This window comes from Cryobacterium breve (assembly GCF_027594785.1).
In the GTDB taxonomy this organism is placed as follows: domain Bacteria; phylum Actinomycetota; class Actinomycetes; order Actinomycetales; family Microbacteriaceae; genus Cryobacterium; species Cryobacterium breve_A.
In genome coordinates, this window is the sequence record NZ_CP075584.1 from 1,142,972 (window position 1) to 1,155,379 (window position 12,408).

The 12,408-nt window shown below is 69.6% G+C and carries 11 protein-coding genes and 1 pseudogene; 4 read left to right on the forward strand and 8 right to left on the reverse strand.

What is annotated here, in order from left to right:
- Nucleotides 1-8: 8 nt before the first annotated feature.
- The 6 genes and pseudogenes from ispG to KIV56_RS05655 all read right to left on the reverse strand — a co-directional run bounded on the left by ispG (nucleotide 9) and on the right by KIV56_RS05655 (nucleotide 5,326).
- Nucleotides 9-1,166 (reverse strand): flavodoxin-dependent (E)-4-hydroxy-3-methylbut-2-enyl-diphosphate synthase, encoded by a 1,158-nt coding sequence (ispG, locus tag KIV56_RS05630; RefSeq protein ID WP_281535466.1) that lies wholly within the window; start codon nucleotides 1,164-1,166, stop codon nucleotides 9-11.
- Between the two features lie 167 nt (nucleotides 1,167-1,333).
- Nucleotides 1,334-1,702 (reverse strand): SHOCT domain-containing protein, encoded by a 369-nt coding sequence (locus KIV56_RS05635; RefSeq protein ID WP_281535467.1) that lies wholly within the window; start codon nucleotides 1,700-1,702, stop codon nucleotides 1,334-1,336.
- A 131-nt stretch (nucleotides 1,703-1,833) separates the two neighbouring features.
- Nucleotides 1,834-2,493, reverse strand: coding sequence for a response regulator (locus KIV56_RS05640; RefSeq protein WP_281535468.1), 660 nt, complete (start codon nucleotides 2,491-2,493; stop codon nucleotides 1,834-1,836).
- Nucleotides 2,490-3,458, reverse strand: coding sequence for a sensor histidine kinase (locus tag KIV56_RS05645; protein ID WP_281535469.1), 969 nt, complete (start codon nucleotides 3,456-3,458; stop codon nucleotides 2,490-2,492). The genes KIV56_RS05640 and KIV56_RS05645 overlap by 4 nt, the downstream gene beginning before the upstream one ends.
- Nucleotides 3,459-3,511: 53 nt before the next feature.
- Complete coding sequence (locus KIV56_RS05650; RefSeq protein WP_281535470.1) at nucleotides 3,512-3,763, reverse strand: hypothetical protein; 252 nt, start codon at nucleotides 3,761-3,763, stop codon at nucleotides 3,512-3,514.
- 152 nt (nucleotides 3,764-3,915) lie between these two features.
- Nucleotides 3,916-5,326 (reverse strand): annotated as a pseudogene (locus KIV56_RS05655) (M50 family metallopeptidase).
- Between the two features lie 61 nt (nucleotides 5,327-5,387).
- Between KIV56_RS05655 and KIV56_RS05660 the strand changes: the two are divergent.
- Both KIV56_RS05660 and KIV56_RS05665 read left to right on the forward strand, forming a co-directional pair.
- Nucleotides 5,388-6,329, forward strand: a complete 942-nt coding sequence (locus KIV56_RS05660; RefSeq protein ID WP_281535471.1) for a serine/threonine-protein kinase — start codon at nucleotides 5,388-5,390, stop codon at nucleotides 6,327-6,329.
- Between the two features lie 92 nt (nucleotides 6,330-6,421).
- Nucleotides 6,422-8,164, forward strand: coding sequence for an NAD-dependent epimerase/dehydratase family protein (locus tag KIV56_RS05665; protein WP_281535472.1), 1,743 nt, complete (start codon nucleotides 6,422-6,424; stop codon nucleotides 8,162-8,164).
- A gap of 4 nt (nucleotides 8,165-8,168) precedes the next feature.
- Here KIV56_RS05665 and KIV56_RS05670 read toward each other — a convergent pair whose 3' ends face one another.
- Nucleotides 8,169-8,900, reverse strand: coding sequence for a hypothetical protein (locus tag KIV56_RS05670; RefSeq protein WP_281535473.1), 732 nt, complete (start codon nucleotides 8,898-8,900; stop codon nucleotides 8,169-8,171).
- 91 nt (nucleotides 8,901-8,991) lie between these two features.
- Nucleotides 8,992-10,074 (reverse strand): 1-deoxy-D-xylulose-5-phosphate reductoisomerase, encoded by a 1,083-nt coding sequence (locus KIV56_RS05675; protein ID WP_281535474.1) that lies wholly within the window; start codon nucleotides 10,072-10,074, stop codon nucleotides 8,992-8,994.
- Between the two features lie 52 nt (nucleotides 10,075-10,126).
- On the opposite strand from KIV56_RS05675, the gene KIV56_RS05680 reads away from it, so the two are divergent.
- Both KIV56_RS05680 and KIV56_RS05685 read left to right on the forward strand, forming a co-directional pair.
- Nucleotides 10,127-10,933: a lysophospholipid acyltransferase family protein gene (locus KIV56_RS05680; protein ID WP_432432607.1), complete on the forward strand. Its 807-nt coding sequence runs from the start codon at nucleotides 10,127-10,129 to the stop codon at nucleotides 10,931-10,933.
- A 64-nt stretch (nucleotides 10,934-10,997) separates the two neighbouring features.
- Nucleotides 10,998-12,335: an aminotransferase class III-fold pyridoxal phosphate-dependent enzyme gene (locus KIV56_RS05685; protein ID WP_281535475.1), complete on the forward strand. Its 1,338-nt coding sequence runs from the start codon at nucleotides 10,998-11,000 to the stop codon at nucleotides 12,333-12,335.
- Nucleotides 12,336-12,408 lie beyond the last annotated feature (73 nt).

Genomic DNA, 12,408 nt, shown 5'->3' on the forward strand with positions numbered 1-12,408 from the left:
GGGGCGCGCTACCGCGAGACGGTGACGACGGGGGCGCCGAGGGAGTCTTCGCTCGGCGGCATCTCTGCGGCGAGGCGGTTGGCCTCCTCGATCAGGGTCGCGACGATCTCGGACTCCGGCACGGTCTTGATGACCTCGCCGCGGACGAAGATCTGGCCCTTGCCGTTGCCGGATGCAACGCCGAGGTCGGCGTCGCGCGCCTCGCCCGGCCCGTTGACGACGCAACCCATCACGGCGACGCGCAGCGGCACGGTCATGCCCTCGAGGCCGTCGGTGACGTCGTTCGCGAGCTTGTAGACATCCACCTGGGCGCGACCGCAGCTCGGGCAGGAGACGATCTCGAGCTTGCGTTCGCGGAGGTTGAGCGACTGCAGGATCTGCAGGCCGACCTTGACCTCCTCGGCGGGCGGTGCGCTGAGCGAGACGCGGATGGTGTCGCCGATGCCCTCGCCGAGCAGGATGCCGAAGGCCGTGGCGCTCTTGATGGTGCCCTGGAAGGAGGGGCCGGCCTCGGTGACGCCGAGGTGCAGCGGCCAGTCGCCGCGTTCGGCGAGGAGCCGGTATGCCTTGACCATGATCACGGGGTCGTTGTGCTTGACCGAGATCTTGAAGTCGTGGAAGTCGTGCTCCTCGAAGAGGCTCGCCTCCCAGACGGCGCTCTCGACGAGCGCCTCCGGGGTGGCTTTGCCGTACTTCTGCATGATGCTCGGCTCGAGCGAGCCGGCGTTGACGCCGATCCGGATCGATACGCCGGCCGCCTTGGCCGCCGCGGCGATCTTGCCGACCTGGTCGTCGAACTTGCGGATGTTGCCGGGGTTGACCCGCACGCCGGCGCACCCGGCGTCGATCGCCGCGAAGACGTAGCTCGGCTGGAAGTGGATGTCCGCGATCACGGGGATCTGGCTCTTCTTCGCGATGATCGGCAGGGCCTCTGCGTCGTCACGGCTCGGAACGGCGACACGCACGATGTCGCATCCGCTCGCCGTGAGTTCGGCGATCTGCTGCAGGGTGCCGTTGATGTTGGTGGTCGGGGTCGTCGTCATCGACTGGACGCTCACTCGGGCGTCACCGCCGACGAGGACTTTGCCGACCTTGATCTGCCGGCTCTTGCGCCGGGGAGCGAGGATTTCAGGTACTTTGGGCATTCCCAAATTGATTGCAGCCACGCGAATATCTTAGGTGCCAGAACTGGGCGGATGCCCGGCCCAGGCGATTTCCGCATCGGGTCGGCCGTTGCGCGCCACGTGCGCCGCTACGCGACAGGCGTGCCTGCAGCGCAGCGGCGCACGTGGCGCGCTCGGGCGGAGGAGCCGGGAACCGAGAGCGCGGTCGGCTACTGGGGCGGGAGCGGGGCGCCGGGGGTGGGGTCTGCGCGGTTGGCGCGGAGCACCTCGAGGCGGGCCCGATACTCGACCTCGTCGATGTCGCCCTGGGCGAAGCGCTCGGCGAGGGTCTTCTCGGCGCTGCGGGTGCCGTCGGCCTGCCCGGCCTGGGCCGCCTGCCACGCCTGCCAGCCCGGGTGGCCGGAGAAGCCGGGTCCGCCGTGGCGACGCCAGCGCCGGCCGAGGATGGCGAAGAGGGTGACCACGAGCAGGAAGCCGAAGAACGGGATCAGCAAGAACAACCAGACCGGCCCGCCGCCCCAGCCGGGGCCGTAGCCCATGTGGGTGGCGAACCCGGTGAGAACCGCTGTCGAAAGCATGGTGAATCCAATCTGTGTGAGGACCCCTGCGGGGCCTCGGTGGGGAAGAACCGATGATCCGATTCTTTCCGACCCCGCTCGCCGGGGCATCGGCCCGGAGGAGGCACCTGCACTACTCCCCCGGGTGCAGGTCACCAGCCGTCGCTGACCAGGCCCGTCTCGTAGGCGACGATGACGAGCTGCACGCGGTCGCGCGCGGCGAGCTTCGACATGATCCGCGACACGTGCGTCTTCGCCGTGAGCGGGCTCAGGAACAGGCGCACCCCGATCTCGGTGTTGGTGAGCCCACGGCCGACGAGCGCGAGCACCTCACGCTCCCGGTCGGTGAGCACGGCGAGCGCTGCCGGATCGCTCGGGCGCCGCAGCCCCGTCTCGAGCCGGGTGAGCAGGCGCCGGGTGACCCCGGGCGAGAGCAGCGCGTCACCGGCCGCCGCGACGCGCACGGCCCGGATCAGTTCGGTCGGTTCGGTGTCCTTGACCAGGAAGCCACTCGCGCCCGCCCTGATGGCCTGGACGACGTACTCGTCGAGCTCGAAGGTCGTCACGATCACGATGTGCGTTCCGGCGAGTTCGGGGTTGCCCGCGATCTGCTCGGTCGCCCAGAGGCCGTCGCCCCCGGGCATCCGGATGTCCATCAGCACGACGTCTGGCCGGAGGCGGGTGACCTGCTCCACGGCTTCCGCGCCCGTCGCGGCGTCCGCGACGACCTCGAGGTCCGGTTCGGACTCGAGCAGCGAGCGGAAGCCTGCCCGGATCAGCTGCTGGTCGTCGGCGATGACGACGCGGATCATCGTCCCCTCCGCAGCGGCAGGCGCGCCTCGACGAGGAACCCGCCCGGCGAGGGCCGTTCGACACGCAGGCTCCCGCCGAGGAGTTCCGCGCGCTCGCGCATGCCGAGGAGGCCCCCGCCGGGCACGATGGCCGGGTCGAGCGGCTCGGTCGAGCCCTCATCGGTCACGGTGAGCACGGCGTCACCATCGTCGAGCTCGAGCCGCACGGTCGCGGAGAGCGTCTGCGAGTGCCGCAGCACGTTGGTGAGGGCCTCCTGGCAGATCCGGTAGAGCGCGAGCTGGGTCGCGGCGCCCGTGGCCGCCATCGCGGGCTGCAGCTCGGCAACGAGTTCGACGTGCAGCCCCTGGGCGCTGTAGGAGTCGATCAGGGCGGGGAGCCGGGACAGGTCAGGCTCCGGGGTGAGCGGCGCGGCTCCCCCTGCTCGCTCTCCGGTCACCCCGTCGGTGTCCGAGCGCAGGATGCCGAGCACCGTGCGCACCTCATCGAGGGCGTTCTTGCTCGTGAGCTTGATGTTTGCGAGGGCCTCTGCCGCCTTCGCCGGCTGGCTGTCGATGAGGTGCAGTCCGACTCCGGCCTGCACGTTGATCTGGGACAGCGAATGCGCGAGCACGTCGTGCAGTTCGCGCGCGATGCGCACCCGCTCGCGCTGTTCAGCGGACTGGCGGCGGGCATCCGCTCGGCGGCGCAGGCTCGCGGATCTGTTCGCGCCGGGTGCGCACCCCTCACCGATCGCGCAGAGCGCGGCGAGGGCGACGGTCGTGATCGCGATGCGGGCAGGCTGAAGCGGCACTCCGAGAGTTCCGGCGAGCGCGATCGTCGCCGTCCAGGCCACGGCGACGGATGCGTAGACCCAGACCCGCGCGCCACGCGCGATCCCGAGCACGATCGCGAAACCCAGGGCGACGTAGGGCAGGCCGATGTCCGGGCGGAGCAGGATGAGCGCGCCGGCCGCCGCAGCGCACACGGCAGCGACAGGGCCGGGGAAGCGTCGGGCGCCGAGGAGAACGATCGGGCCGATCAGGGCGAGGGCGACCGCGAGGAACCAGCCGGGCCGGGGGCGCCGAGCTCACCGCCGAGATCGTGACCGGCATGGCCGAAGTCGCGGCCGTACCGGGCGAGCACCACGGTGGCGGGAACCTGGACGAGGAAGGAGAAGATCGCGGGGAAGAGCACGCGGCCCGTGCGCGGCATCCGGTTGCCGTAGCCGGCAACGGGAAGCGCACGGTCGTGGTCGAACCACGGCGCGTCGGTATCCCAGTGTGGTGGCATATTCCGATGCTACGTGCCGGAACGACCCGCGGCGTCCGCCCCCGGGAGTACGTGCCCGTTCGTGCTCCGGCCCGGAACGATCTCACGAGTGCGACCTTTCCGGTCGAGAGTGACCCGCGGAACGGGCACTCTCGACCGGAAAGGTACCGGGATCAGCCGAAGAGGTTGATCGGCTTGACGATGTCCGCGTAGATGAGCAGGAGGCTCATGCCACCGAGCAGGATGACGACCGCGAAGGTGAGCGGCATCAGCCTGGCCATGTCGACGGGTCCGGGATCCTTCCGCTTGAAGAGCTTCACGACCCGGCGGCGCAGGCCCTCCCAGAGTGCGCCAGCGACATGGCCGCCGTCGAGCGGCATCAGCGGGATCAGGTTGAAGACGAACAGGGCCACGTTGAGCGAGGCGAGCAGGCCGATCAGGCTCGCGGCCTTGCTCGCGACGGGGATGGTGTTGATGCTCGCGATCTCGCCGGCGACGCGGCCGACACCGACGACGCTGATCGGACCGTTCGGGTCGCGCTCGCCGGGACCGAATGCGGCGTTGACGATGTCGACCATGCGCTGCGGGAGATTCAGGATCATGTGCACGACGGCGCCGACGTTGTCGCCGACGGCGGGAAGCACGGCCGTGACCGGCTGCTGGACCAGTTCGCCTGCCGGGCCGATGCCGACGAAGCCGACCTCCTGGGTGACGGCCTTGCCGTCGGCATCCGTGGTGGCCTTCCCGGCCGCATCAAGGACGTACCGTTCGGTGAGCTTGGGGGTGATCGTGAGGTTCACGTCGGTTCCGGCGCGGTCGACGACGACGGAGAGCGGGGTTCCGGGTGAGCTGCGGATGATCTCGGTGGACTGCTCCCAGGCTCGTGATCGCGGTGCCGTCGATGCTCACGAGGCGATCGCCGGGCTGCAGGCCCGCCGCGGCGCCCGGGGACTTCTCGTCTGTCGCCGCGCAGGCGGTCTGGGTGCTCGTGGCCGGGAGCACACACGCGGACACGCTGCCGACCGTTGTGCTCGCCTGCGCGGTGCCGAAGCCCATCAGGAGCACGGCGAAGAGCACGACCGCGATCAGCAGGTTCATGGTCGGGCCGCCGAGCATGATGATGATGCGTTTCCACACGGCCAGGCGGTAGAAGGCGCGGTGTTCTTCGCCGGCGCCGATCGTGTCGGCGCTCGACTGGCGGGCATCCTCGACGAGGCTCGTCATGGCCCCCGGCCTCTTCGCGCTCGGGTCCTGGGCTATCGGTTCCCGGGCGGGAGCGCCCTCCTGCACGAGCTGGTTGAAGAAGCCCGTGCTGTTCGGGTGCGGCTTCTCTCCGGGCTTCGCGGGCGGGAACATCCCGATCATCGAGATATAGCCGCCGAGAGGAATGGCCTTGACACCGTATTCCGTTTCGCCCTTGCGGCGCGACCAGAGTGTGGGGCCGAAGCCGATCATGTACTGGGTGACCTTGACACCGAATGCCTTCGCCGGCACCAGGTGGCCGATTTCGTGCAGGCCGATGGACACGGCGAGTCCGACGACGACGATGACGACGCCCAAGATGTACAGCAGCACGGTTTCCACAGTCGTAGATTACTCACTCCAAGCTGACAGGCCGCTGGCGGTTCGCTATGCGCGGTGTGGTTTGCTTGGGGTACCGCACCCCAAAGGAGTTCCCCTGACTGCGCCTTCCTCCGGCTCCCCCCGCCCACTCGACGGCCTCATCGGCGTCAGCCTCGCCGACCGTTTCCGGATCGACCGGCTGATCGGCACCGGCGGTATGGCCGTCGTCTACGAGGCGACCGATCTCGCCCTCGGCCGGACGGTCGCGGTCAAGCTCTTCCGGCTCGACACGGCGGACGATGCCGGTCCCGAACGGCAGACCAGCGAGGTCGCCGTGCTCGCGGGCCTCAACCATTTCGCACTCGTCACTCTCTTCGACGCGGGCACCGCCATCGTCGACGGGACCGCCCGCACCTTCATCGTGATGGAACTCGTCGACGGGACCGACTTGCGCACCCGGATCGCCGCCGGACTGCCGCCTCGGTCAGAGGTCGCAACGATCGGCGCCGACCTCGCAGAGGCACTGCACTACGTGCACGAACGCGGGATCATCCACCGCGACATCAAACCCGCGAACGTGCTTCTCGCCCCCTCCGGGTTCCCCGGGCGCGCGGCGCACGCCAAGCTCGCCGACTTCGGCATCGCCCGACTCGTCGACGCGACCCGCCTCACGGCGACCGGATCCTTCCTCGGCACGGCGGGCTATCTCAGCCCCGAACAGGCGCTCGGCACGACGATCGGCGCGCCGAGCGACGTCTACTCCCTCGGACTGGTGCTGCTCGAATGCCTCACCGGCGAGCGGGCATACCCGGGAACGGCGATCGAATCCGCGATGGCGCGGCTGCAGCGCGACCCGGAGATCCCGCCGGCGTTCGGTCCGGACTGGGCAGCAGTGCTCGGCGGCATGACCCACCGCGAACCGGGCGAGCGGCTCAGCCCGGCTGATGCCGCGGTGCGCCTGCGGCTGCTGGCGCAGTCCGAGGCGGCGGCAGAGGCCGTTGCCGGTGCGGCGGATGCCCCCTGACGCCGGATGCCGGCGACGCGACCCAGGCGCTCGATCCGACCCAGGCGCTCGCGGCCACGAGCGTCTTCGCGGTTGCCGATGTCCCGACGCGCGTGCTGCCTGCCGACTCCACTGCCGAGACCGTGGCGCTCGGTGCTGCGACAGCACCGCAGGCGGCCGGGGCGACCGAGGCATCCCCTCGCCCGCCGCACGGCTGGATCCGGCCCCGGGTACTCACCGGCAGGACAGGTCTCGCCGTGCTCGTCGCAGCGGCAGTGGCCCTGATCACGATCGTCGTGCTCGGCTTCACGCTGCGCCCCGCCGCGCAGGCGGATGCCCCGGCCGGCTCAGCGACGAATTCTCCCATCGCGTACCCCGACGTTGCGGGCTCGCTCGGCGACCACCTGAGACAGGCTCCAGGAAAGTGTGGCACCGTGAGCATCCGCACCAGCACCAGCACTCGCAGCATCAGCATTCGCGCCCGCAGCACTCGCGGCCGTCTCGCGGCGCTTCTCGGCGGCGCACTGCTCGTCGTCTCCGCACTCACGGGGTGCGCATCGGAGAGCTCCCCCGTTCAGCCGTCGACGGCGACCCAGTTGCAGTCCGGCGTGCTCTCGGTGACGCAGGCCGCAGCGGCCGGCGACTACCCCGGCGCTTCGGCCGCGCTCGACGCCGTGCAGGCCGACCTGCTCACGGCGGCCGCGACCGGCCAGGTCACGGGCACCCGTGCGACCGAAATCCAGGCGGCGATCGACGGGGTGACCGCAGACCTCGCAGCGCTCGCGGCCGCGGCGAACACGCCAACGGCGACGCCGGTCGCCCCCTCGCTCCGGGCCCGTCCGTTGACAGCGGCAATAACAAGGGCAACGGTAAGAAAGACAAGTGCAATCCGAAGAAGGAGAACTGCGACGGGTGACCCCCGTCGCGGGCCGGAAGGACATATGACTCATCACCTTGTTGTCGGGGCCGGCCTGATCGGCCGTCCCGTCGCCGAACGGCTCGCTGCTCGCGGGGACACCGTCACGATCGCGACCCGTTCGGGGTCTGCGGCGGCGGGTGCGACCCCGCTCGTGCTCGACGCGAGCGACCCGGACGCGTTCTCGGCCGCCGCCGCCGGCGCGTCGACGATCTTCCTCTGCACCAACCCGCCATATACCGACTGGGCCGAACAGTGGCCGCCGATCATCGGAGCGGCGATCTCCGCCGCCGCGGCGAGCGACGCCGCGCTGGTCGTGATGGGAAACCTCTATCCGTACGGCCGACCGCGTGGCGCGATGACCGAGCACACGCCGGAGACGACGACCGAGCGCAAGGGCCTGATCCGGAAGGAGGGCTGGCGCCGGCTGCGTGCGGCGCATGAGGCCGGTCAGATCCGGGCGGTCGAAGTGCGCGCGAGCGACTACTTCGGGCCGGGAGCGACCGGCACCGCGCACCTGGGCGAAGAATTCTTCGGGTCGATCCTGGCGTCGAAGACGGCGCGCGTGGTCGGGGATCCCGCGTTGCCGCACAGCTGGAGTTACCTGCCCGACATCGTTTCGACCCTGATCGCCGCCGCGGACTACGCCGGGGACTGGGGCCGGATCTGGCATGTGCCGAGCGCGTCGGCGAGCCGCGTCGAGATCGCGGCCGAGCTGAACGAACGCTACGACTGCACGGGCTCCGTCGCCGGCTACCCGCAGTGGGTGTTGCGCGGCATCGGCCTGGTCAACCCGCTGATGCGCGAGATCTACGCCTCGAGCTACCAGTTCACCTCGCCGTTCATGATCGACTCGGCAGAGACCGAACGCGAGCTCGGCGTCGTCGCAACCCCGTGGCTCGACGCGCTCACGGTGACGGCGGACAGCTACCGGTCCTGACCGCTCAGCCGCCCCAGTTCTGAGCGGGGGCGACCAACGTCGTGACGACGGCAGGGGCGTTCCCCACCCGCAGCCGCACCGAATACGTCATCGCCTCGCCGCTCGCGCCCGTCGCGACGGTCCGTTCCTCGAGAGTTCCATCGTATGCCGTGCCTCCGGTGACCTCGACGGGCGTCAAGACACCCGGGGCGCGCGCGTCGACGTCGGCCTTGGTCTGGCCGACCCGCACACCGGCGGCCGTGGCTATCGCGAGACCCCCGGAAGACGGCCCGTCGACCTGCGCGTACCAGTCGAATTGCCACGCCGACTCGACGGGGGTGACCGGGTCGGTCAGTGTGATCCCGTCCCAGGCGTATGACGTGCCCGGGTCCGACTCAGCAACGTGGGCGGACGGCGCCACGACGGGCTGGGTCCCTGTCGCTGCGACGAGGATGGCCACGGCGTTCGCAACGGGTTCCGTGTAAGCGACAGAACCTCGCGGCACACCGGCGGCATCGACGACCTCGAGCCGGTCGGAATGCACGACGATGGTGGTCGGATCGGACGCCGGGTCTGCCGTCGGCGTCCCGGTCGGCGCGGTCGCGGCATCCGTCGCCGCAGTCGACGGGGAGACCGACGGCACGGCGGCCGGCAGGCTCGCCCCGTCCGCACCGGCGCACGCGGCCAGCGTCAAGGCGAGAATGCCACAGAGCACGGCCGCCGGAACGGCCCGTTTCACACAGATCTTGATCGCCACGCCGTTGTCCCCCGTTGCAGTTGTGATCTCACTGTATCCGCTGAATGGGGCGCTGGCCGGATATTTTGGGTTGGCCAGGCGCCGGAGCCGGCTACGCCGCGAGGAGTCTGTCTGCGGCGGCGCGGGCCCAGGCCTCGGCCGCGGCGAGGGACTCGCGGGTGAGGGGGCCGTCCTGCTCGTGGGCGTCGACGACCCGCTGGATGGTGTCGACGATGTCGAGGAAGCCGATCCTGCCGGAATGGAAGGCGGCGACGGCCTGCTCGTTGGCCGCGTTGAACACGGCCGGGTAGGTGCCACCGGCACGGCCGACCTGCTTCGCGAGCGCGACGGCGGGGAACGCCACGGTGTCGAGCGGTTCGAAGGTCCAGGTCTGCGGGGTCGTCCAGTCGAGGGGAACACCGACGGCGGCGACGCGGTTCGGCCAGTCGAGGCCGAGGGAGATCGGCAGGCGCATGTCCGGCGGCGAGGCCTGCGCGATCGTCGAACCGTCGATGAACTCGACCATCGAGTGCACGATCGACTGCGGGTGCACGGCGACGTGGATGTCCTCATAGGCGACATCGAAGAGCAGGTGCGCCTCGATGATTTCCAGTCCCTTGTTCACGAGGGTCGACGAGTTCGTCGTGACGACGAGACCCATGTCCCAGGTCGGGTGCGCGAGCGCCTGGGCGGGGGTGACGGCCCGCATCTCCTCGCGGGTGCGGCCCCGGAACGGGCCACCGGATGCCGTCAGCACGAGGCGGGACACCTCACCGGCCGTCCCGGACCGGAGCGCCTGCGCGATGGCGGAATGTTCGGAGTCGACGGGCACGATCTGCCCGGGGGCCGCGAGCGCCGTGACCAGGTCGCCGCCGACGATGAGGGATTCCTTGTTGGCGAGTGCGAGGGTGCGGCCGGCGGTGAGTGCCGCGAGGGTCGGGCCGAGACCGACAGACCCCGTGATGCCGTTGAGCACGACGTCGGCGTCGATATCCGTCACGAGCTGTTCGGCCTCGTAGGAACCGAGCGCGGTGTCGTCGACCTGGAATTCCTCGGCCTGCTGGTCGAGAAGCACCCGGTTCGTTCCGGCAGAGAGCCCGACCACTTCGAACCGGGTGGGATTCGCCCGGATCACATCGAGGGCCTGGGTTCCGATCGAGCCGGTGGACCCGAGAATTACTACTCGTCTGCGCATTCCCTCAGACTAGCTTTCGTGGTACCGGGTGTCACGGCGGTAGGGTCGAGCAGTGACCGGAGCCAAGGACGAACCCCAGGAACCCCTTATCCAGGAGCCCGATGAGGCCGCGGAGACCGCCTCGGATCTCCCCGCAACCCGTCGCCCCGGCTTCGTCTACTACCTGAGTTACGGCATCATGGCGCCGATCGCCCGGATCATCTTCCGTCCGATCATCACGGGCACGGAGAACATCCCCCGCTCTGGCCGGGTCATCATCGCGAGCAACCATCTTTCCTTCATCGACAGCATGGTCATCCCGCTCGTGACGCCGCGCCGCGTGCAGTACCTCGCGAAGTCGACGTACTTCACCGGGACGGGAATCAAGGGGTACCTCACCCGCACCTGGTTCGAGTCCATCGGTGCTGTCGGGATCGAACGCGGCGCCGGCCAGGCCGCCCAGGATGCGCTCGACGCGGGGCGCAGCATCCTCGAGGCGGACAGTGCCTTCGCCATCTACCCGGAGGGCACCCGCTCCCTCGACGGACGCCTGTACAAGGGCCGCACCGGCGTCGCCTGGCTCGCGCTCACGACGGGCGCCGTCGTGGTGCCGGTCGGCCTGATCGGCACCCAGGAGATCCAGCCCGTCGGCACCCGGGTTCCCCGGGTGCGGAAGATCACCGTGAACTTCGGCGAGCCGATCGACGTGAGCCGGCACGGACCCGCGACCTCCGGCCGGGCACGGCGCCAGGCCACCGACGAGATCATGGCCGCCATCCACCGGCTCTCCGGCCAGGAACTCGCCGGGCGGTACAACGAATCACCCCGCCAGGGCCTGCAGGGGCTCGCGGACAAGGTCTTCCCGCGGGAACGCGTCTAACCGGTTTCGGCCGCCACCGGCGCGCGGAAACACCGGGGAAATCGTCGCAAACTAAGCTGGACCCATGTCTGCTTCGTACTCGGTCCCCCAAAAACGCAAACTCGTCACCGCCCTGCCGGGCCCCAAGTCCATTGAACTGCAGGAACGCCGGGTCAACTCGGTGTCCCGTGGAGCCGGCACGCTCGTCAACATCTACATGGACCACGGAGCCGGCGCGATCCTCGTCGACGTCGACGGCAACCAGATCATCGACATGGGCTGCGGCATCGGCGTCACCACGATCGGGCACGCGAACGCCGAGGTCGCGGAAGCCGCAGCCGCGCAGGCCGCGAAGCTGACCCACACCCTCTTCACCGTCACGCCGTATGAGAACTACGTCGCCGTCGCCGAGAAGCTCGCCGAGATCACCCCCGGTGACTTCCCCAAGAAGTCGATCCTGGTCAACACCGGCGCAGAGGCCGTCGAGAACGCCGTCAAGATCGCCCGCAAGTTCACCGGTCGCCGCGCCATCGTCGCGCTCGACCACGCCTTCCACGGCCGTACCAACCTGACCATGACGATGACGTACCGGCCCTGGCCGGAACGCGCCGGCATGGGCCCGTTCCCCGGCGAGATCTACAGCGTCCCGACGAGCTACCCGTACCGCGACGGCCTGACCGGCGAGGAAGCCGCCGAGAAGACGATCGACTACATCACGACCCACATCGGCGCCACCGAGATCGCGGCGTTCTTCGTCGAGCCGATCCAGGGCGACGGCGGCATCGTCATCCCCGCCCCCGGCTACTTCAAGCGGATCAGCGAGTTCTGCACCGAGAACGGCATCGTCTTCGTCTCAGACGAGATCCAGGCCGGCATCGCCCGCACCGGCGTCTGGTACGCGATCGAACACCACGGCGTCGTCCCTGACCTCGTCACCACGGCCAAGGGCATCGCGGGCGGTTTCCCGCTCGCCGCCGTCACCGGCCGCGCCGACATCATGGATGCCGTGCAGCCCGGTGGCATCGGCGGAACCTTCGGCGGCAACCCGGTTTCGACCGCGGCAGCGCTCAAGGTGCTCGAGATCATCGAACGCGACGACCTGCTCGGCGAGGCCAAGCGCGTCGAAAAGGCCCTCTGGGCACGCATCGGCGACTGGGCAGACAAATTCTCCGTCGTCGGCGAGGTTCGCGGCAAGGGCGCCATGTTCGGCGTCGAGCTCGTGCACCCCGGAACGACCACGCCGTACCCCGAGGCCCTCACCGCGATCCTCAAGCACGCGACCTCGCACGGCGTGATCGTGCTCGATGCCGGTAGCTGGGACTCCGTGCTGCGGATCATGCCCTCCGTCGTCATCTCCGAGGAGCTCATCGACGACGCGGCATCCGTCATCGAAGAGACCCTCCGCGCCCTCTCCGGAGTCTGACCCGCGCCATAACCCCTGACCAATTCGACGGAGATTTTGCCCGGAAAGCGCTTAAACCGCGCTTTTACGTGTT